The following is a 22486-nucleotide window of genomic DNA, read 5'->3' on the forward strand; positions in this document are numbered from 1 at the left end:
GGAATAAATAGAGATATGCAAATCGAAAATTTGCACTGGCATGATTATTTACTTTTAGCTTCTTTTATTGGCTCTATTGCTGGGCTTTGGCTAATTAATAGCAACAAGCCAACTCAAGTAAATGAGAATGAAGAAACGGAGCGATCGCTCTTTTTAATGATCTTCACTTACTGGATAGTTTATTGCCTTGCTGATTTTTCTCAAAAGCTGCAATTACCTGATTGGGATGTTTTATTGATGAGTTTGCAGATTACCGCAGCTATCTCTTACTTTTTGACAGTTTGTTGTGTAATGATTCTCCCTTTACACCGCTTCTCTTTACAGCAAGTAGCAAAATAATTATTAATAGCTATCCATAATCGATCGGGACATTTTAGTGAAGTCAAGCAACAGCGAATACATTTGTCCCGGTAATAGTTGGTAGTCTGATTAATTATCAAATCGCAAAGTATCAATTGATAAGCAGCAATTTTTCATCTCATTTCATAGCTTGAAAAATTGCTGCTTCTAATTCATCTTGTTGACAGCTAGTAATAATAAAAACTTCCTGAAAAGTTTTACCCTGGCGAGCAATTAATTTAAATCCACCACGGATTGGCACCGAAACTTTTAATTGCAAGCGAGGGGAATGTCCTTTAGCTCTACCGATTACGGCGGGAGTAATTGTTTGAATGCCACTATACTTAGCGAGACGTTCCAAAACGGCAATTAAACCGGGAATGTGGGTGGAATGAGTGAGAACTAACCTACCGCCGGGGGAGTTATTCATATTTTGATGTTTATGCTGCTTCTAGAGGAGCCATTGTTAATCCAGCACGACTCAATTGCTGATGATAGAGTTCCGCTTGCTCTTGAGGGCCAACCCAAACAATAGCTTGACCTTCATAGTGTACCTGATTTGTGAGTTCCCAAGCGCGATCGCTCGACATCCCAGGAATATACTTCACCAAACAATCATGAACGTGCTGAAAAGTATTTAAATCATCATTCAGCACAATTATTTTGTAATTGGGGTAAAGCTTGCGGTTAACTTGACTAGCGCGTTCAGGAGCTTGAGTTGGCGCTGTTGCCATCCCAAAGATTGCTGCTGAAAGTATTTTAGTCATGGTGCAGTTCCCGAATTACTTAATAAATTGATACAACTACTTATCATCTATATTAATGGAGAACTGACAAAGCTGAGTAAAATCCCAAATTTTTAGTTTTTACTCAAAACTCTATTAATCAAAAATCCCCCACCCAAAGGGCAGGGGATTTATTTAATTACCTAACTACGAGGCGATTTTCAGTTAACTCCCATCAACCGAACTTACCAGCAGTAGAGGCAATTACAAAGGCTGCGTAGGTGAGGACATAACCCACAGCGAAGTGAGCTAAACCAACCAAACGAGCTTGAACGATCGACAAAGCAACTGGCTTGTCTTTCCAACGAACTAAGTTCGCCAGAGGAGTACGTTCGTGCGCCCAAACTAGGGTTTCGATCAACTCTTGCCAGTAACCGCGCCAGCTAATCAAGAACATGAAGCCAGTAGCCCAAACTAAGTGTCCGAAGAGGAACATCCAAGACCAGACTGCCAGGTTGTTCATGCCGTAGGGGTTGTACCCGTTGATCAACTGAGCAGAGTACAGCCAGAGGTAATCACGCAACCAGCCCATGAGGTAAGTAGAAGACTCATTGAACTGAGCTACGTTGCCTTGCCAAATACCCAGATGCTTCCAGTGCCAGTAGAAGGTTACCCAACCAATGGTATTCAGCATCCAGAACATAGCGAGGTAGAAAGAGTCCCAAGCAGAGATGTCGCAAGTACCACCACGACCAGGGCCATCGCAAGGGAAGGCATAGCCGAAGTCTTTCTTGTCGGGCATCAGCTTAGATCCCCGTGCATCCAACGCACCTTTAACCAAGATTAAGGTGGTGGTGTGCAAGCCGAGTGCGATCGCATGGTGTACCAAGAAATCGCCAGGGCCAATAGTTAAGAACAGAGAGTTGGTGCCAGAGTTAATTGCATCCAACCAGCCAGGTAGCCAAACGTTACCGTGATTGGGCCAAGCAGTAGAAGCAATACTATCTGGATTGGACAACAGAGTGTCCATGCCATACAACACTTTACCGTGAGCCGCCTGAATGAACTGAGCGAATACAGGCTCAATCAGGATTTGCTTCTCAGGAGTACCGAAAGCAACCACTACATCGTTATGTACATACAAACCGAGGGTGTGGAAGCCCAGGAACAGAGAAACCCAACTCAGGTGAGAGATAATGGCTTCTTTGTGTTGCAACACGCGATCCAATACGTTGCCTTTGTTTTGCTCGGGGTCATAGTCCCGCACCCAGAAGATAGCTCCGTGGGCGAAAGCACCAACCATGAGAAAACCAGCAATATATTGGTGGTGAGTGTACAACGCTGCTTGTGTTGTGTAGTCCTGCGCCATGAAAGCGTAGGGAGGCAACGAGTACATATGTTGCGCCACCAGAGAGGTAATTACACCCAAGCAAGCCAGGTGCCAACCCAATTGGAAGTGCAGAGAGTTGTTATAGGTGTCGTAAATGCCTTGGTGAGGCATATTGAACGGCCCTTCAACTTTGGTGCCAAAGAAATCCTTGGCATTCATCATGTCTTTGATGCTGTGACCAATCCCGAAGTTCGTCCGGTACATATGACCAGCGACGATAAACAGAACTGCGATCGCCAAATGGTGATGTGCAATATCTGTTAACCACATGGATTGAGTCTGAGGATGGAAACCACCCAAGAAAGTCAAGATTGCCGTACCAGAACCCGTTGCTGTACCAAATACATGATTAGCAGTATCTGGAGAAGCTGCGTAAACTCCCCAATTTCCAGTGAAAAAGGGCATTAGACCAGCTGGGTGAGGCATGGTGCTCAGGAAGTTATCCCAACCTACGTGCTGTCCGCGAGATTCGGGGATGGCAACGTGGATCAAGTGACCAGCCCAAGCTAGAGAGCTCACACCGAACAGACCAGCCAAGTGGTGGTTCAGACGAGATTCAGCATTCTTAAACCAAGACAAGCTGGGGCGGAACTTCGGCTGTAAGTGCAACCAACCTGCGAACAGGAATACAGCTGCCAACAGCAGTAAGAACAACGCACCTTGGTACAGGTCGCCGTTTGTCCGCATCCCGATGGTGTACCACCAGTGATAAACACCTGAGTAGGAAATATCTACTGGATAGTTAGCACCAGCTTGGGTGAATGCTTCAACCGCTGGTTTACCGAATTGGGGGTCCCAAATCGCGTGAGCAATGGGACGGACGTTTAGCGGATCTTTGATCCACTGTTCAAAGTTGCCTTGCCAAGCAACGTGGAACAGGTTACCGGAGGTCCACAGGAAAATGATTGCGATGTGACCGAAGTGGGAGGCGAAGATCTTTTGATAAAGATTTTCCTCCGTCATGCCATCATGGCTTTCAAAGTCGTGGGCTGTAGCAATCCCGTACCAAATCCGACGAGTAGTCGGGTCTTGAGCAAGGTCTTGGCTAAATTTGGGGAATTTTGTTGCCATAAGCCTTGATGAATGCTTGATCTTGCTTAAATCATCAACGACGTACTAAGCTTCTGGGTTCTGAATTCTGCAATTTTGAGTTAAGACAAAACTTGGTAACTCAAAACCCAGAAGCTGTTTCCGTGCTCTTATCCTAAAGACAGCGAGCGAGCTAGGAAGAACGCCCATGTGGTGACAATTCCTCCTAAGAGGTAGTGAGCCACCCCTACTGCACGACCCTGAATAATACTCAGAGCGCGAGGCTGAATCGAAGGAGCCACTTTCAGTTTATTGTGAGCCCAAACAATCGATTCGATCAACTCTTGCCAGTAACCACGACCACTGAATAAGAACATCAGGCTGAATGCCCAAACAAAGTGAGCGCCTAAGAACAGTAAGCCGTAAGCTGACAGAGCCGAACCGTAGGAGTTAATCACTTGAGAGGCTTGCGCCCACAAGAAATCGCGCAACCAACCGTTGATTGTAATCGCGCTTTGAGCAAAGTTACCACCTGTGATGTGAGAAACTGTGCCATCTGGAGCTACAGTACCCCAAACATCTGATTGCATTTTCCAGCTGAAGTGGAAGATCACAACCGAGATGCAGTTATACATCCAGAACAGTCCCAAGAATACGTGGTCCCAACCAGATACTTGGCAGGTGCCGCCACGACCAGGACCGTCGCAGGGGAAACGGAAGCCTAAGTTTGCCTTGTCTGGAATCAGACGAGAGCTACGAGCGAATAGTACGCCCTTGAGCAGGATCAGCACGGTGACGTGGATGGTAAACGCATGAATATGGTGTACCAAGAAGTCTGCCGTACCCAAGGCAATGGGCATCATTGCCACTTTGCCACCTACGGCAACTACATCGCCGCCGAAGGCATAGCTAGCAGGTTGTAACGCATTTGGTGCGGTACCGCCTGGAGCCAATGTGTGCAGGTTTTGCACCCATTGAGCAAATACTGGTTGTAATTGAATGCCAGTATCAGAGAAAGTATCTTGGGGACGACCAAACGCACGCATGGTGTCGTTGTGGACGTATAAGCCGAAGCTATGGAAGCCCAAGAACATACATACCCAGTTCAAGTGGGAAATAATTGCGTCCCGATGACGAATGAACCGATCCAGGACATTGTTTTGGTGCATTGCCGGATCGTAGTCGCGCACCATAAAAATGGCTGCGTGAGCCGCTCCACCTACGATTAAGAAACCACCAATCCACATATGGTGTGTGAAGATCGACAGCTGGGTAGCATAGTCGGTCGCCAAGTATGGATAAGGCGGCATCGAATACATATGTTGAGCGACAATGATGGATAAAGAACCCATCAAAGCTAAGTTCCAGGCTAGCTCAATGTGCCAAGAAGTCGTGAAGGTTTCATAGATACCTTTATGACCTTCGCCAGTAAAGGGACCTTTGTGCGCTTCATAGATTTCCTTCATGCTGTGACCGATGCCCCAGTTTGTCCGGTACATATGTCCAGCGATGATGAACAGAACCGCGATCGCTACGTGGTGATGTGCTGTATCAGACAACCACAAGCCACCTGTTACCGGGTTCAATCCACCTTTGAAGGTGAGGAAGTCGGAATAAACTCCCCAGTTCAAGGTAAAGAATGGCGCTAAACCTTGGGCAAAGCTAGGATACAACTCTGTCATCAAATCCTTATTCAGGATGAACTCATGAGGCAGAGGAATATCTTTTGGAGCTACCCCAGCATCTAAGAGTTTATTGATTGGCAGAGAAACGTGAATTTGGTGTCCAGCCCAACCCAAAGAGCCACAACCCAACAACCCTGCTAGGTGATGGTTCAACATCGACTCCGCATTCTGGAACCATTCCAGCTTTGGAGCGCGTTTGTGATAGTGGAACCAGCCAGCAAATAGCATCAAAGCTGCCATTACTAGCCCACCAATTGCAGTGCAGTATAGCTGGAAGCTATTGGTAAAGCCAGCAGCCCGCCAGATATAGAAGAACCCAGAGGTAATCTGAATCCCGTGGAATCCACCGCCTACATCGGCATTTAAAATTTCCTGACCTACGATCGGCCAAACCACCTGAGCACTGGGTTTAATCCCAGTCGGGTTGGCTAACCAAGCTTCGTAGTTGGAGAATTTAGCGCCATGAAAATACATGCCGCTTAACCAGACAAAAATTACTGCCAAGTGACCGAAGTGAGCGCTGAAGATCTTCCGAGATACATCTTCTAGGTCACTGGTATGACTATCGAAGTCGTGGGCGTTAGCGTGTAGGTTCCAAATCCAGGTTGTGGTTTTGGGCCCTTTGGATAAGGTGCGATCGAAATGTCCAGGCTGCGACCACTTCTCAAACGAAGTAGGTACTGGATCATTATCAACTACCACCCTTACCTTTGCCTCTCGCTCTGGAGGACTTATCGTCATGAAGACTCTCCTCTCTCTTTAACTAAGGCACGAGGTTTACCCCGTTTGAATCTATTTTGAGGTTTTAGGTGTCGTGCTTCCCTCTCTCACCTTTTCAGGTTTGTTCGGGCTTCTCGCTTCTTTGTCCCGGCGCACCGTCGGACTCCACGAGCTTTAACCACGGATTGCACTACCGCAGTTTTTTCACCTCTAGACTAAAGTATTTTCCTCAGTTTTCGGAAATTACCTAGACTTTCGGTTTCTCCAGGCTACCCCTCTTCTCAGAAAGAATTACCAAATCAGTACTTTTAGCTTTTGGCTTGCCTGTGTTTGGCAGGGAGTAGTTCCTTTTGATGAATTATAGGACTAGCTTCCTCTTCTTTCTAAAACTAGTTAACAATAATTCAAATAACCTAGAGCATAGACACCTGCTAGCTTTTACCCTATAACTCTTGGGAAAAAAGTCAAGGGGTGTGTCGATTTAGTTTACAAAACTCAAAAATTAGTAATGTTTAACAATAAGGTTAATCGGTGATTAACCGTCAAACCGTAAGCTATTGAGCCGTTTTGGGCTATAGTCTCAAATGAATGGCTTGCTGAGAAGTCTATTATTGGTTGTTTAGGAGTATTAAAAGGTGTATACGCAAAATTGGCGACTCTTAAAGACAAAACAGCTATTAAGTTTCTTATTGGCAGCAGCCCTAATGCTGAATTTAGTAAGCTGCGCCAATCAATCCCTCACCAAAGAACAGGATAAATATAGATCTGAATCTGGGTTAACTATAGGAAAAAACATTGCAGAAGTTTCCCCTCCCGAAATTATTCAAGAACTGCGTCAAGGATTAGAAAGTTACCAACCGCAACTCAGCATACTTAGTCCCCAACCAGACGAAATTTTAGAGGACAACAGCGTTACAGTAAAATTTCAGGTTCAAAATTTACCCATATTCAAAAATTCTCAACTGGGATTAGGGCCACACCTGCAAGTCTTTCTAGACAACCAACCCTACCAAGCAGTTTATGACCTTCACGAACCCTTAGTTTTTTCCGACTTAGCCCCAGGTACACACACCATTAGGGTTTTCGCCTCTCGCCCTTGGCATGAAAGCTTTAAAAACGAAGGTGCTTACAGCCAAACTACTTTCCATATTTTTACCAAAACTAACGAAAATAACCCTAATCCGGCACAACCCTTGCTAACTTACAGCCTTCCTCAAGGTAGCTACGGTGCAGAACCTATCATGCTAGATTTCTACCTCACCAATGCGCCTTCACATTTGATAGCCCAAAAAAGTCCCGATGACGAAATTGCCGATTGGCAAATTCGCTGCACCGTCAATGGTAAAAGCTTCATCATTGATAAATGGCAACCAATCTATCTCCAAGGCTTTAAACCGGGAAAAAATTGGGTCAAATTAGAATTACTAAACGAACAAGGCAATCCCTTAAAAAATGTTTATAACAGTACCGTGCGGCTGTTGAACTACGAACCTAACGGCGAAGATACCCTTTCCCAATTAGTAAGAGGCGAACTTTCAGTTGCCGATGTTCGTGGCATCATCGATCCTAATTATGTAGTTGAAGTACCAGAAACTTCACCAACTCCTGAACCAGAAGTTACTAATGTAGAAGAAACTCCTGTTACTACATCAGTTCCAGAAACTGAAGCGGAAGTAGAACCGGAACCTTTACCGGAAACAACGGAAATTTTAACTCCAGAACCGGAAGTGACAGCAGTTCCAGAAACTGAAGCGGAAGTAGAAACGGAACCTTTACCGGAAGCGACGGAAACTCCGACTCCAGAACCGATAATTCAGGAAGTATCAGCACCTTCAGAAGAAACTGTCGCGGAAACCAAGGTGGAAGCTACGCCAACTTGGGAAGAGAAAAGTCCAGCCGAAGTAACTGAGACACAACCTGTTAACAAATCAAAAAGGTTTAATTTTAGAAAGCTGTTGGAACGTTTCGAGTTACCGGGGAATAAAAAGAAATCTGAACCTAGTTTCCCAATTATTCCTGTAGAAAAACCAATGATGGAACTAGAATCTCAACCGCCTGTTTCAGAAGGAAGTCCTGCAAATGCGGGAGAATAAAGAAGAGATTGTACAATCAAATGTTCCAGTTGAATAGTTAGTTACTTTCAGGAATATTTTTCCATCGAAAGAGGAGTTGAGTGACCTCCTTTTTTGATGGGTATTATTTGCAATTATCGGTGTTGGTCAAATTGAGTGATAGGCTAAGTAGAGATGCGATCGCCCTTACAAAAGGAGAAACTATGGCACCTCGCGTCAGAGCACCAGAGTTACCCGAAAATTTTGCTTGGCTAAATACCGATCGCCCCTTATCCTTAAAGGAACTAAAAGGGCGAATCATAATTTTAGATTTTTGGACTTATTGCTGTATTAACTGCTTGCACGTCCTGCCCGACTTAAAATATTTAGAGCAGAAATACCAAGATATTCTCACTGTTATCGGCGTTCACTCCGCCAAATTCGATAACGAACAAGAAATAGAAAATATTCGTCAAGCCATTCTCCGTTATGACATCGAACATCCAGTAATAGTAGATAGAGACTTTTACATTTGGCAACAATATGCCGTGCGTGCTTGGCCTACTTTAGTCGCGATCGATCCCGAAGGTTATTATGTAGGTAGCGCATCTGGAGAAGGCAACCGGGAAGCTTTAGACAATTTAATCGCGCAAACGATCCAAGATTATCAGAAAAAGGGAGCGATCGATTTTTCAGAAATATCATTTAACTTAGAAAAACAAAAACAACCCTTGACCACCCCATTAGCTTTTCCCGGAAAAGTGTTAGCCGATGGAGAAAAAAATCGCCTGTTTATTGCTGATACAGGACATCATCGCATAGTTGTTACCACATTAGAAGGCGAACTATTACACATAATTGGTAATGGAAAATCTGGCTTAACTGATGGTAATTTTACAGAAGCACAATTTTTTGCCCCGCAAGGAATGGCATTAGACGAAGAACAACAAATTCTCTACGTTGCTGATACAGAAAACCATACATTACGTCAAGTAAACTTAAAAAATCAACAAGTAATTACGATCGCAGGCACAGGCGAACAAGGACATTATATTCGTCCCCACAGTGGACAAGCCTTAGAAACCGCCCTTAATTCCCCTTGGGATTTAGAAAAAATCGACAATAGCTTATATATTGCAATGGCAGGACCCCATCAAATTTGGGAAATGCAACTAGAAACAGGTGTAATTCGCACTTATGCGGGTACAGGTGGAGAAGGTTGTGTTGATGGTTCCTTGACTAACGCAGCTTTTGCTCAGCCTAGCGGGATTACTAGCGATCGCAGAGAATTATACATCGCCGATAGCGAAATTAGTTCAATTCGGGCAGTTGGATTAGCTGACTTACAAGAAGTCAGAACAGTTTGTGGAAGTGGAGAATTATTTGGATTTGGTGACGTTGACGGTATAGGTTCCGAAGTCAGATTACAACATTGTTTAGGAGTAAAATATATCCCCGATTATCTTTGGATAGCTGATACTTACAATCACAAAATTAAGCGAGTAGACCCTCACACAGGTAAGTGTGAAACTATGTTAGGAGATGGAGTTGCCGGACATGAAGATGGTCAAGGGAAAAACACGCGATTTTTTGAGCCAAGTGGTTTAAGTGCCGTAGGTTTTTTCCTATTTATTGCTGATACTAACAATCATGTAATTCGGCGGGTAGAACTGGATAAATTGAAGGTAACTACAATGCAATTTCCTAACCTCTGTCCCCCTGATGTTTGCCTCCCCAAAACAACTTAGGTTTGTCGGATCGACTTCAAATGTTTGCCATTTCCAGCAGTTGATGCCGTCGGAATTGGTAAGTCGTGGTCTGACTCCTTACTCTCAGATGAATAAACAGTTAGCAGATCTCGATCGAGTGTGGAAAATATTTTAGGACTTACGCACTCTCAGCCTGAAACCCCGATCCCCCCTAGCCCCACTTACCAAAGGGGGGGATTCTCAAGCCCCCTTGGTAAGGGGGTTGGGGGACTTGAGTGCGTAAGTTCTATATTTGACACCCAACAGCAAAAAAATCAGCAATTTTACTTTCTGCTTTCTTGCCTTCAAGCTTCCGAAAACTAAGCATCTGGAGGCAACAATAACCGTAAAATCTTATTCATATCTTCTATTTCACCAACAATTCTTTTAATTGGTCGAGGCCAAACTTTTACTAAAGTCGGAGTAGCAGACACTTGATCTGCCTCTGCCTGTTCTGGATGTTTAAAAACATCAATTACCTTTAAAGTATAAGGACAATTAAGAGACTCTTCTAACAATTGATATAAATTTTGCAAAATCCTCTCTGTAGCAGCACTGTAATTAGACACAAACAAACGCAACACATAACCTTGAGATTCTGGAGGCAAAGTCCGAGATTCATCGTTTTTGGGTTGAAAATAATTAATTAAACCATTCCTTTCAAAACGCACCACTAGATCATTTTCCTCCCAAAGTTGAGGAAAATTTTCCCGGTAAGTACCCAAAACGATCGAATCACAAAGACCTTCTTGCCAAGGTGCAACTTGCCAAACTAAATTATCAATGCCAAAAACTACATTTAGTAACGCTTGATGTCGCATTACTAAAGGATAAGCTTCCGCAGAAACTTTTAATTCTTGGCTTCTGGGGTCTAACCATTTATCAATAGTAGCCGTGTAGCAAGGTACTAAAAAATGCGGAGGTTCTGATAGCCCCAGCATTTCCTGTAACCCAGCACATAAATCTAAATGCCATCGACCTTGTTTATTAGGGTCAATGCAATAAATGAGATCTCCACCTGGGGTAAACAGTGCAATACCTTTAAAAAGTTCCGGTAACTGAGAATGATTTGGGTTCAAGGCAACTATTCAGAAAAAGGAGAAAGACAAAAGAAGAGAATTTATCATTTCTTTTGTCTTTCTAATTTTAGTGCTAAACACGACCTCGGAGAAACTGAGCCATTTCGTTAGGAGTGGGTGATTTTTCCAAAGCTTCTTCTTCGGTAATGCGACCTTCTTGATACAAAGCTAAGAGTGCTTGGTTCATCGTTTGCATTCCGTCGAATTTGGACTTCAGCATTATCCCAGTAATTTCTTCATACTTACCTTGGACAATGTATTCTTTAATCGCCTCGGTATTGATCAGGATATCGTGATAAGCAGCACGTTTGCCGTCTGTAGTTTTGCACAATCCCTGAGCGATAATAGACACTAAAGATTCTGCCAAAGCAACTTTCATTGATTGTTGTTCTTCAGCACTGTAAAGGTTAAGTATCCGTTCAATGGTTTTTACTGCACTATTGGTGTGCAATGTTCCCATAACCAAGTGACCTGTTTGTGCGGCTTTGAGGGCGGTGTTTACTGTCTCTTTATCCCGCATTTCACCAACGATAATTAAATCTGGGTCTTCCCGCAAAGCTGCTTTCAAAGCATTATCGAATTTCTTGGTGTGTATTCCTACTTCCCGGTGTTTAATTAAGCTTTTCCGACTGGTGTGTACGAATTCAATTGGGTCTTCAATACTAATGATATGCCTTGCCATATTCTTGTTCATGTAATCCACCATTGCCGCCATTGTGGTAGATTTACCGGAACCTGTTGGCCCTGTAACTAAGATAAAGCCTTTGTGGTAGTGGCAGACATCTTTAAATACTGGAGGCAAGTTTAATTGCTCCATCGTTAAGATGTTGTTGGGAATCAAGCGCATGACCATTGCTGGCCCTCTCATTGAGCCGAAAACGTTAATCCGGGCGCGAGAGAATTCGTATTGGGTAACTCCGTCAAAGTCTAAGGTTTCTTCAAATTTGCGAATGTCGTCGTCAGTTAGGACTTCTTGTAGCCAACTCATAAATGTGGCTTCATCAGTAACGGGCCAATCTGTGGTGATGATGTCGCCGCGTTTCCGGTAGCGGGGCGATTCGCCTACGCCAACGTGAATGTCAGAAATCCCCTCATCAAAGGCTTTTTTGACGATTTCCAGCAGAGTCAGTTGCCCTCCCGCTGAGTAAGAAGTTTCTGGCGATCGAACTGAAACGGGTGGCGCTGATGGTGGTGCTGATGGTGGTGCCATTGATGGCGGGGGAGTTTGCTGTACTCTGGGCTGTCCAGCAGGGGGGATTGTTTGTGTTGGTGCTGATGATAATTGTTGAGTTGCTTGGGTTGCTCCTGCACTTTGCATTCGTGATGCTTGTTGTGTTGCCCCTGCACCCTGCATCCGCGCCACTTGCTGATGTGTTGCCCCTGCGCCGGGAGTGCGAGGAGGTACACCTGGGTTGGTTGGTGGTACTCCGGGTGTCCTGGCACTGGGAGGTAAGGGCATGGTTTCATCGCTATACCGCTGGGCTGCTCCGGGAGTTGCTTGTGCGGGTGGCACTCTCCTGGCGGCTGGCGGCACTCCTCCGGGAGGTTGGGGGCGAGAACCGGGTGGAGGAGGCATTGGTGGGCGGTTTGATTCTGTCATAAGTTTTTTGAATTTACGAGAATAGGAAACTTTGGTCTTTAGGATAGAGCCGACAGACCCGTATCTCTCTATATGAAGTTTTCCCAAAAATTGCGGTTGAGCAACATTAAATTTTAAAGATTAGGTAAAGTTACCAAATTATGAGAGCAACTATCACAAGTTATAAGAAATGTTAAGACTATGATTCTTGGGTGAGTGACTAGCTTGGCAGGAGCTAGGTTTAAGGCAGGGTCTACCTGTGGACAGATGCTACTGATAAGCGGGACTTCTAAATTAGTTGGTTTATTAGCAACTTGAGCTAAAAGTTTATGAGAGCTTTGTCAGAACATAAATGGCAACTGGTGAATGTAAAGTTTGTTGAACGATCGCTCATCTTCACGGAAACTTTAATATATACTTAAAACCACCCGGTAAAGAAACTGGGATGCACAGTACGAGATTTTAGCCAAGTCCAATAATTTGAGATTACTCAAGGAGAGATGGGTATGGTTTTAGCAAAAAGCCTCAACTCAACCAAGTCTTATTCATTTAGCACCATTAAAAGCTTCTTGATTTGGACGTTTACGTTATCGGTTTGCTTGCTGGTGGTGGGTTTCCCGATCGTGATGTTAATGGTGCTAGTGGGATCTGTGTTGTCGATCGCTCTACAATCAATCATGCCAGTTAGTGCAGTATTACTGGTTGCAGGCGGTTTAATTGGATTAAATGTGTTAACAATTATTGCTGGCGCAGCCATGCTTTCTTTTAAAGGTGTGAATCCCCAAGAAGTTTCTTGGTTAAGTTGGCTACGTGGAGACGAAAATCCAAGTCATAGTTCTGTATATGCTGCTTGTCCATTGACTTGCGATATAGAGTCTTCCATTTAAGGACCCTAGCTAGCCGTTTTTATAGCGGTTCTAAGGCCCGGTAGCAGCCGGGTTTTTTCATGGGAATAAAGCACAGCAGAAACTTAGAAGGTGGAAGGTAGCGGGGAGGGAGCAATATTAAGATTCAGCTTAGCTGTTGTTATAGGATATAGGATTGGGTAGTTTACCTGATGTAATTAAGCTGAGTTTTCTATGTCTGAATCTCGCTATAAAGTTTGTATTATTTTAGGAACGCGACCAGAAGCGATTAAGTTAGCTCCGGTAATTCGACAGTTTAAACGATCGCCTGATTTTGAGACGCAAGTAGTGTTAACGGGTCAGCATCGAGAAATGGTGGAACAAGTAATGGACTTGTTTCAAATTAATGCCGATCGCGATTTAGAAATTATGCAACATCAGCAAACGCTGACGGATATTACTTGTCGCAGTTTGTCAGGGTTGGAAAGTTTATTTAGAGAGGTACAGCCGGATTTAGCGATCGTTCAGGGAGACACTACCACAGCTTTTGCAGCGGCGTTAGCTGCATTTTACCAAAAGATTCCGGTCGGTCATGTGGAGGCGGGATTACGAACAGATGACCTGTTTAATCCTTATCCAGAAGAAGCGAATCGCAGGTTAATTTCCCAAATTACCCAGTTACATTTTGCGCCGACTGCTTTAGCGGTGGAAAATCTGCAACGATCGGGAGTAGTAGGCGAAATTCACCAAACTGGGAATACAGTCATTGATGCGTTATTAACTGTAGCTAAAGAAAATCCTACTTGTAATGTTCCGAACTTAGATTGGCAGAAATATCGCGTCTTATTAGCAACAGTTCATCGGCGGGAAAATTGGGGCGAGCCATTAAAAGATATTGCTAAAGGTTTCTTATTTGTTTTAGAGAAATTTCCTGATACAGCCTTATTATTACCGCTACATCGTAATCCAACAGTGCGAGAACCGTTAAGGGAGATTTTGGGAAATCATCCGCGAGTTTTTCTCACAGAACCGTTGGATTATAGAGAATTAGTAGCAGCAATTCAGGGTTGTTATTTATTATTAACTGATTCTGGGGGACTTCAGGAAGAAGCACCGAGTTTGGGAAAACCAGTTTTAGTTTTGCGAGAAACTACAGAACGTCCAGAAGCGATCGCCGCTGGTACAGCCAAATTAATTGGCACCGATCCCGATCGCATTCTCAACACCACAACCGCATTACTCTCTAACCAAGCAGAATACCAAACAATGGCAACAGCCATTAACCCTTTTGGCGATGGTTATGCCGCAGAACGCATTTTACAAATAGTTGCAAAATATTTTCATATAAAGCGATCGATCTAAAGCCGAACGTTTTGTCGGAAAGGTAGCAGGTAGTAAAGAAAATATTCTTCTTTGAACCAGCTTCTTTTCTTAGGATCAAGAACTTTCCGGCACTTCCTGAATTTCTCTCTTAGTCAAATAAATACTTTGCCCATAGTTAGAACTTAACTACTTACCTTTTAGTAAAAGTAGATAGACAAATTTATTATTTTCCTAAATACCCGAACTTTATTAAATTTTTAAACCTCCTCATAAAATATACACATATTTGAAAAAGTAATAAAGTTTACTAAATCTTTATAAATAAGTAGAAATAGTAGGGCAAATTTCAAAGAGTTAATGAAGATAGCGATTATACCTAGCACAGTTACTTCTATGTCAGTTAAAGTACATTCGGTAACTACGTAACAACTTCCAGTTACTTTCTCAAAAACAGGGTATTTGTCTACCTATATCCAAGTGCTTTTAGCTTGGAAAGTATTATCACGGAAATTTTTACACAGTAGCTTTTTGGAGTAGTAAAAAATGCCAACCCCATTAAAAATTATGAATATCGGTGACTCCATTACTCATGGAGTTATTGGTAATAGTTCATTTACGGAAAGTGGCGGCTACCGTACAGAATTATGGAATTTATTTGCCGCTGATGGTTTAGCAGTAGATTTCATCGGTCCCAGAGCTAGTGGGCCGAATAATATTGATAGAGATCACGCGGGAATGCGGGGTTGGAGAACAGATCAAATTCTTTATGGAAGAGACACAGAACCTGATGTTGGTGATATTGATGATTGGCTAAATGCTAATACACCAGACTTAGTGTTATTAAAGATTGGCACTAATGATGTTTTGCAAGATTATCAACTTAATACTGCACCCGATCGACTCAGCGATATCATTGACAAAATTACCAGCAAAGCCCCAAATGCACAAATTTTAGTATCATCAATACTACCAATTAATAGAACCCAAGATTTACAGCAAGTAAAAACATATAACTCATTTATTCCAAACATTGTCAATACTAAAGCTTCCCAAGGCAAAAAAGTTTCTTTTGTCAATATGTTTGACAAACTGACGATGAGCGATTTACCAGATGACATTCACCCCAGTTTGGATGGCTACGTCAAAATGGGAAATGCCTGGTATGACGCTTTAGTACCGATTCTTGGACTCGATCAAAAAATTCGGGTTCAAGCTGAAGATATGACCCTGACAAATTACAAAATTGAAACTGAAAATACCAGTGCTTTAGGCAGAAAACTAATCGGTCTTTCTGGTAATAATCCAACAGGTAAAGCGAGTTTCAACTTTAATGGAACATCAGGAGCTTATGATATAGTTGTTGGTTTTTATGACGAAAATGATGGACAAGCTAGTTTAGCATTTAAAGCTGGAGGTCAACTCTTAGACCAATGGACTTTCAACAAAAATCTAGGTAGTACAATAGCTGAAAGCAAGACTTTGCAAAGGCGAACAGTTGCTACTAATTTCTCCCTCGAAAATGGTACAACCATTGAAATTGAAGGAATAATTAACCAGAACGAATTTGCTCGGGTTGACTATATTGAATTGATTCCCAAAGGCAACTTTAGCATTGCAACTTTATCAGCAGATAATATTTCCCAAGATGAAGGGACAACTCATACTTTTACGGTGACTTATGCTGATAATGATGGAATTGATGTTTCCACCATTGATAGTTCCGATATTCGCATAACAGGGCCAAATGGTTTTAGTCAATTAGCACAATTGGTGAGTGTTGATTCTAGTAATGATGGTACACCACGCACGGCGACTTATCGAATTAATGCTCCGGGTGGTAATTGGGATTATGAAGATAATGGTAGTTACACGGTTTCGTTGCGGAGTAATCAAGTAGAAGACACAGACGATAACTCTATTCCATCAGGTGATTTGGGCACTTTCCAGGTGAATGTTCCTGAACCTGTAATTGGTATCCGCCTGGAAGCAGAGGATATGCAAAAAACTGGTTTTTCCACGGAGTCTGTTTCTGTAGCTTCTAGTGGAGAAGTGGTAAGTTTGGCTGCCACTCGAAGCTCCTCTGGTAAGGTGAATACGACTTTCAATGGTACTAGTGGTGTTTATGACATCGTTTTGCGTTGGTTTGATGAAAATGATGGACAATCGACTCTCACAACTACAATTGCTGGTAATCAAATCGATTCAAGAGTTTTGAATCAAAATTTGGGTAGTAGTGGGATTAGTAGCCAAACAATGGTGACACAAACTATTGCTACTGGTGTCTATGTCAACCAAGGCGATAGTATTGAAATTGTCGGCACGCTGAATAACGGGGAATTTGCTCGGGTTGATTATATTGAATTGATTCCCAAAGATGAGTTTAGTACCGCAACTTCATCAGCAGATAATATTTTCCAAGGTGAAGGGACAACTCATACTTTTACGGTGACTTATGCTGATGATGATGGAATTGATGTTTCCACCATTGATAGTTCCGATATTCAGGTAACAGGACCAAATGGTTTTAGTCAATTAGCACAATTGGTGAGTGTTGATTCTAGTGGTGATGGTACACCAAGGACGGCGATTTATCGAATTAATGCGCCTGATGGAAGTTGGGATAGTGCAGATAATGGTAGTTACACGATTTCATTAGCTAGTAGTCAAGTAGAAGACACAGACGGTAACTCTATTCCATCGGGTGATTTGGGTAGTTTTCAGGTGAATGTTCCTGAACCAGAACCGGAACCGGAACCAGGAACTACTATCCGCATTGAAGCTGAGGATATGCAATTTAGTAATTACTTTGTGGTGTCAAACTCAATAGCTTCTGGTGGAAAACTGGCGAGTTTACCAGTGAACGGCTTGAATAATGGTACTCTGGATAAGATTTTCAATGGCGTTAGCGGCATTTATGATGTAGTTCTGCGTTATTTTGATGAAAATGATGGACAGGGGCAGTTGATTACTACTATTGGTGGTACTCAGATAGATTCGCGAGTTTTGAATCAAAATTTAGGTTGGGGTGGTATTGATAGTCAGACAATGGTGACACAAACCATTGCTACTAATTTATATGTCAATCAAGGCGATCTCATCAAAATTCAAGGTATTGCTGAAGCTGCGGAATATGCCCGGATAGACTACATTGAATTTATTCCCAAAAATGAGTTTAGTACCGCAACTTTATCAGCAGATAATATTTCCCAAGGTGAAGGGACAACTCATACTTTTACGGTGACTTATGCTGATGATGATGGAATTGATGTTTCCACCATTGATAGTTCCGATATTCAGGTAACAGGACCAAATGGTTTTAGTCAATTAGCTGAGTTGGTGAGTGTTGATTCTAGTGGTGATGGTACACCAAGGACGGCGACTTATCGAATTGATGCGCCTGATGGAAGTTGGGATAGTGCAGATAATGGTAGTTACACGGTTTCGTTAGCTAGTAGTCAAGTAGAAGACACAGACGGTAACTCTATTCCATCGGGTGATTTGGGTAGTTTTCAGGTGAATGTTCCTGAACCAGAACCGGAACCGGAACTGGGAACTATTATCCGTATGGAAGCGGAAAGTATGCAAAAAACTGGTTATTCTGAGGAGTCACAATCTGCGGCTTCCGGTGGTAAAGTGGTGAGTTTGTTAGCGAATAAAAGTGCTTCGGGTTCGGTGAGTAGTGCTTTTAGTGGTGTTAGCGGGACTTATGATGTAATTCTGGGCTTTTTTGATGAGAATGATGGCGAATCGACTCTTACTACTAAAATTGCTGGTAGTCAGATAGATTCAAGAGTTTTGAATCAAAACTTAGGTTGGGGTGGGATTGATAGTCGGACTAAGGTAACACAAACTATTGCTAATGGTTTGTTTATTAATCAAGGCGATAGTGTGGAAATCATTGGAACTCTTAATCAAGCGGAATTTGCTCGATTAGATTACATTGAGTTTGTGCCTGTGAGTTTAATTAATGGTACGGATGGTGCTGATAGTTTGACGGGAACTTCAGCTAACGATACTATTTATGGTTTGGTTGGTGATGATACTTTAAATGGGGGTGCTGGTAACGATACTTTGATTGGTGGTAGTGGTGCAGATTTGTTTGTGTTGGGTAGTGGAAATGGTGCGGATGTGATTATTGATTTTGTCGATGGTAGCGATCGCTTAAGTCTACTTGGTAATCTTAATTTCACTGAGTTAACTATTTCCCAAGGTACAGGTAGTAATGTAGATGATACTTTGATTAAAGTTACTAACACTGATGAGTTGTTGGCAACTTTAATTGGTGTTCAAGCTAATAGTATTACTGGTGATGATTTTGTGATTTTGTAATCAAATGGGATGGTGCGTTAGTCATAAACTAACGCACCCAATGTTGGGATTTTTGTTAAAGAATAGCGATCGCTGATTTAATTGCTGCACCAACGGGAGAGAGTCGAGTTGCTGGTGCAGCAGTTTTTTCCCATTGTAGGAGTTGTTTTTGAAAGGTTGACTCTTGTTTGGCGCGACGCACGATCGCTTGACTAATAACTTGCTTTTGAATTGCTTCGGTGGAAATGCCTTTAACGTTGAGAAAATTTAGTAGTCTTTGAATACTTTCAATTAATTTTTCTGGTGGTTGGGACATGATAATTACTTCTATTTGCTGAACTACTTCCCGATATAAGTTAAGGCTTTCTTCATTGAGTGGGGCTGGTTTTGGTGTTGGTGTTACAGGGATTTCTGCGGGTATAGGTTGTTCTATTTTGACTTGAATTATATTCAGTAAACTGAGGATTTTTGAGCGTTTAACTTGGAGTTGCTGAAGCATATCGTTGTAAATTTCTGCTAAACGCGATCGCAAATTTTTGCTGTTGACGGGGCGATTACAAGTTAACTTTAATAAATAAGTACCTGCAACTGATTCAAAGGATTTAATTGTCAGTTTTAAATTGGGAAAATCTTGTTCCATTTTGGCGATCGCAAAAATTAATGCTTCCCAATTCGGTAGTTCTTTGAAGTTAATTTTAATGTAAGAATTTTCTTCCCGATATTGCTGTGCTAATTCTCCAGGGGTTAAGTTACGCCCGATGGGATAGCGATCGGTTGGGCTTTTAGTTGAATAATTAAATTGAGTAAAAACATATTCACAATCAATTTGAGAAAGGTCTACATCTTCTAATTGCCAATTATAAATACAACAGCCTGTCATTTGCGATCGATCCAAATTTACCCGAATCAAACTACTTTCTAATAACAAAGCGTCTGTTAAATCAGTTTCAGTTAAAGTTGTATCAGTCAAATAAGCGCCGCTAAGATCGGCTCTTTTTAAGTTAGATCCGCGAAGATTTGCTTCACTTAAATCTGCTCGTAACATTAACACATCTTCTAGATTTGCTCTTAATAAATAAGCTTTTCTGAAACTGGTTTTTAATAGATAAGAACCAGCTAAATTTGCCCGACTTAAATCCGCACTATTCAAACAAGCATCACTCAAATCTGCACCAGTGAGAATTACCCGATGTAAATCGGCTTCGCTTAAATCTGCATTCCGCAAACAAACGCCATTTAAGTTAGCTTCGGTTAAATTAGTTCCAATTAAACTTGCATCTCTTAAGTCGGCTAATTCTAAATGAGCTTCGCGCAAATTGGCGGCATTTAAGTTAGCATTAATTAATTGCGATCGCCGCAAATTTGCTTCCATTAATTCCGCTCGCATTAATTGAGTCTGAACTAATTTTGCTTGTTCCAAATTGCTTTGATCTAATTTCGCGTCTTGGAGATTTGCACTTGTGAGATCTGCTTGTTCTAATACTGCCCAATTTAAATCGGAATTTGACAAATTAGCAAAACGTAAATCTGCTTTAGTTAGCTTTACACCGCTTAAAATTGCTTGACTAAGATTAGCATTGGTAAAAGTAACATGGCGGAGGTCTGCTTGACGAAGACAAGCATTAGCTAATTGAGCGCGATTAAAAAATGACCAACTGAGATTAGCACCTGTCAAATTAGCCCCTGTCAGGTTGATGTCTTGTAAGTTGATACCTGTAAGAATAGCTCCACTTAAATCGACATCAGTAAAATCGCGTTCTCCCTGTTTATAGCGATTGAGAAATTCCTGTATTTCCATTGTTTCCCTTGAAAAAGAATAGTTTTCAGTCTTGTTTATTTAGCTTCCAGAGGGGAATTCTCACGGAAAACTCAAGAGACAAAACCAAAAACTTTTCTGATACCGGAGGTCAACTTTAGTCTACCCGTATTCTTTGGTTTTTTTGATGTAGGGTATTACCCGCTCCGAAAAACTTACTCAAACTTTTCCACAAGCAATCCCCGTTAAGCTAACGGTTGTGGGAAATTCAATATTGGGATGCCAATTTTCAATTTTAGGGAGAAATCTAGGAGCAGTTACCTGAAGCGCCAACGTACCTTTTTGAGTTCAGGGGAGCCAGACAGGGCGAACTCCGGCGATGGGGAGTTCTTCTGGTTGGGGAGTGATGGATGCTTCAGTGGTCTTAATTGAAGAGATTGGTAGTAACCATAAACGGCTAGTAATGATTGCTGCATTGTCATCTGTTCGCACTGCATCAGAGACTCCAGCAGCAGGTTGTGGTGTAATTAATGGTTGATCGAATAATAGGGCGATTCCGTCGGGTGACAAATCAATTTGTACTTGTCGCTGATTGGGAGAAAATTCTAAAAGCTTTTTCGTTTCTCCGGTTTTCAGGTTAATGGCGACAATATATGGTTGTTCTTGATATTGTTCGCTAGTGACAAGTTTGGTAATCAAACAATAGAGTATTTCGCCTGTGGGGTCAAATTCAGCATCGACTATTGAACCAGTAATGCGTTGTAATTCTTTTTCGGTTCCTTGAGTATTGACGAGAAATAGCGATCGCGTAAAATCCTGATTAAACTTTACTGTAGCAGCGGCTAAACCATCTCTAGAAAAAGCTAAAATTGAGCCATATTTGGGCAGAAAATCTAATGGTTGATCTTGAGAACCTGTTAAAGGAACGATCGCTAATCCCTGTCCTTGAGTCATAGCTAAAGCTTGGCTATCTGGAGTAATTAAGAAATCACCTCCCGGTTGTCCTTCTAAAGGTTTTGGTGATGAATTAGGTTGTAAAGTCCAAATCCCAAAATCGCCGGGATTGCGCCGACTTACCCTTTGGGTAACAATAGTTTCGCCGTCAGGAGATAGATCGAATTTGAGAATTTGATAATCTTTATTATCTAAAACTAACTTTAGTTTACCTGCTGGTTCTTGAGAAACAGACTGTTCATCTGGTGGATTAGTATGAATACCAGTTGTTACTTGATAAAGTTTTTGTTGGAGAGTTCCTTGACGTTGAGAATTGCGATCGTTGGCGAGAAATAAAATTCGATCGCCTTGAGGATAAGGTTTAAATTCTGATACTACTAAATCTGGGGGAGTTAAAACAATTGGTTTTGGTTCGGGAGAACTAAGATTAACTAACATTAATTGTCCCGAATTTTCTCCTTCTACGCCAATGTAGGCGAAGGCGCGATCGCGAGTGCGGAACTTGGCATTAAAAGGTTGCAAAATTGCCCCAGACTTTTGGGAACTGGTATATTTATCAGTTGCTTTTTGTAAACTTAGTTGATACTCTGTCCCATAGGGAGCCGGAGAAATTAAAGTGTAAACTAATCTGCGTCCTGCCCAACTAAATTTTCCTGGTAAAGGTGGATTAATTTGCAAGTTTGTTTCCACACTGGTCCGATCCATTGGACGAGTAAAAGTAATCACAAAACGGTCATGTTCTACACCAATTTGTTTATCTTGCCAGGTGAAACTTCGCACGCGAGGTACTGAGTGATCGCCTTGAAAGAGGAGAATGGCAATTACTATAGTCAATCCCGCAATCAGTGTAATAGCGATGCGATCGAGAGATTGAATAGATTTGCGATTGATCGTTCGATGGATCATTGGTAATTGGTGATGGAGGACAATGCCAGAAGGCAGAAGTTAAAAGGTA

General features: G+C 42.2%; 14 protein-coding genes. 6 read left to right on the plus strand and 8 right to left on the minus strand.

Going from position 1 to position 22486, the window contains the following annotated elements:
* Positions 1-15 precede the first annotated feature (15 nt).
* The gene (locus ACE1B6_RS25350; RefSeq protein ID WP_413260069.1) at positions 16-339 is read left to right on the plus strand and encodes a hypothetical protein; all 324 of its coding nucleotides are present in this window, start codon (positions 16-18) and stop codon (positions 337-339) included.
* A gap of 139 nt (positions 340-478) precedes the next feature.
* On the opposite strand, the gene ACE1B6_RS25355 is transcribed toward ACE1B6_RS25350, so the two are convergent.
* The 4 genes from ACE1B6_RS25355 to psaA form a co-directional block, all read right to left on the minus strand.
* A complete protein-coding gene (locus tag ACE1B6_RS25355) occupies positions 479-769 on the minus strand; it encodes a DUF2103 domain-containing protein (protein WP_413260070.1) in 291 nt (96 codons plus the stop codon).
* A 10-nt stretch (positions 770-779) separates the two neighbouring features.
* Positions 780-1106 (minus strand): ATP-dependent Clp protease adapter ClpS, encoded by a 327-nt coding sequence (gene clpS / locus ACE1B6_RS25360; protein WP_459563097.1) that lies wholly within the window; start codon positions 1104-1106, stop codon positions 780-782.
* Between the two features lie 193 nt (positions 1107-1299).
* Positions 1300-3525, minus strand: coding sequence for a photosystem I core protein PsaB (psaB, locus tag ACE1B6_RS25365; protein ID WP_413260071.1), 2226 nt, complete (start codon positions 3523-3525; stop codon positions 1300-1302).
* Positions 3526-3653: 128 nt separating this feature from the next.
* A complete protein-coding gene (psaA, locus tag ACE1B6_RS25370; protein ID WP_413260072.1) occupies positions 3654-5909 on the minus strand; it encodes a photosystem I core protein PsaA in 2256 nt (751 codons plus the stop codon).
* A 614-nt stretch (positions 5910-6523) separates the two neighbouring features.
* On the opposite strand from psaA, the gene ACE1B6_RS25375 reads away from it, so the two are divergent.
* Together ACE1B6_RS25375 and ACE1B6_RS25380 are read left to right on the plus strand one after the other, a co-directional pair.
* Positions 6524-7981 carry a hypothetical protein gene (locus ACE1B6_RS25375; RefSeq protein WP_413260073.1) on the plus strand — a complete coding sequence of 486 codons (1458 nt, stop codon included), beginning with the start codon at positions 6524-6526 and terminating at the stop codon, positions 7979-7981.
* 182 nt (positions 7982-8163) lie between these two features.
* Complete coding sequence (locus tag ACE1B6_RS25380) at positions 8164-9687, plus strand: thioredoxin-like domain-containing protein (RefSeq protein ID WP_413260136.1); 1524 nt, start codon at positions 8164-8166, stop codon at positions 9685-9687.
* 320 nt (positions 9688-10007) lie between these two features.
* Here ACE1B6_RS25380 and ACE1B6_RS25385 read toward each other — a convergent pair whose 3' ends face one another.
* Positions 10008-10775 carry a circadian clock KaiB family protein gene (locus ACE1B6_RS25385; RefSeq protein ID WP_459563101.1) on the minus strand — a complete coding sequence of 256 codons (768 nt, stop codon included), beginning with the start codon at positions 10773-10775 and terminating at the stop codon, positions 10008-10010.
* A gap of 64 nt (positions 10776-10839) precedes the next feature.
* On the minus strand, positions 10840-12366 hold the full coding sequence (locus ACE1B6_RS25390) for a type IV pilus twitching motility protein PilT (RefSeq protein WP_459563098.1): 1527 nt from the start codon (positions 12364-12366) through the stop codon (positions 10840-10842).
* A gap of 485 nt (positions 12367-12851) precedes the next feature.
* On the opposite strand from ACE1B6_RS25390, the gene ACE1B6_RS25395 reads away from it, so the two are divergent.
* The 3 genes from ACE1B6_RS25395 to ACE1B6_RS25405 all read left to right on the plus strand — a co-directional run bounded on the left by ACE1B6_RS25395 (position 12852) and on the right by ACE1B6_RS25405 (position 18842).
* Positions 12852-13232, plus strand: a complete 381-nt coding sequence (locus ACE1B6_RS25395) for a hypothetical protein (protein WP_413260075.1) — start codon at positions 12852-12854, stop codon at positions 13230-13232.
* 192 nt (positions 13233-13424) lie between these two features.
* Entirely contained in the window at positions 13425-14552 is a 1128-nt protein-coding gene (gene wecB / locus ACE1B6_RS25400; RefSeq protein ID WP_413260076.1) for a non-hydrolyzing UDP-N-acetylglucosamine 2-epimerase, read from the plus strand.
* Between the two features lie 504 nt (positions 14553-15056).
* Positions 15057-18842 carry a GDSL-type esterase/lipase family protein gene (locus ACE1B6_RS25405; RefSeq protein ID WP_413260077.1) on the plus strand — a complete coding sequence of 1262 codons (3786 nt, stop codon included), beginning with the start codon at positions 15057-15059 and terminating at the stop codon, positions 18840-18842.
* A gap of 55 nt (positions 18843-18897) precedes the next feature.
* Here ACE1B6_RS25405 and ACE1B6_RS25410 read toward each other — a convergent pair whose 3' ends face one another.
* Both ACE1B6_RS25410 and ACE1B6_RS25415 read right to left on the minus strand, forming a co-directional pair.
* Positions 18898-20619: a pentapeptide repeat-containing protein gene (locus ACE1B6_RS25410; protein ID WP_413260078.1), complete on the minus strand. Its 1722-nt coding sequence runs from the start codon at positions 20617-20619 to the stop codon at positions 18898-18900.
* 306 nt (positions 20620-20925) lie between these two features.
* On the minus strand, positions 20926-22437 hold the full coding sequence (locus ACE1B6_RS25415; RefSeq protein WP_413260079.1) for a hypothetical protein: 1512 nt from the start codon (positions 22435-22437) through the stop codon (positions 20926-20928).
* Positions 22438-22486 lie beyond the last annotated feature (49 nt).

The sequence above is a fragment of the Floridaenema fluviatile BLCC-F154 genome (genome assembly GCF_041929135.1).
Lineage (GTDB): Bacteria > Cyanobacteriota > Cyanobacteriia > Cyanobacteriales > Aerosakkonemataceae > Floridanema > Floridanema fluviatile.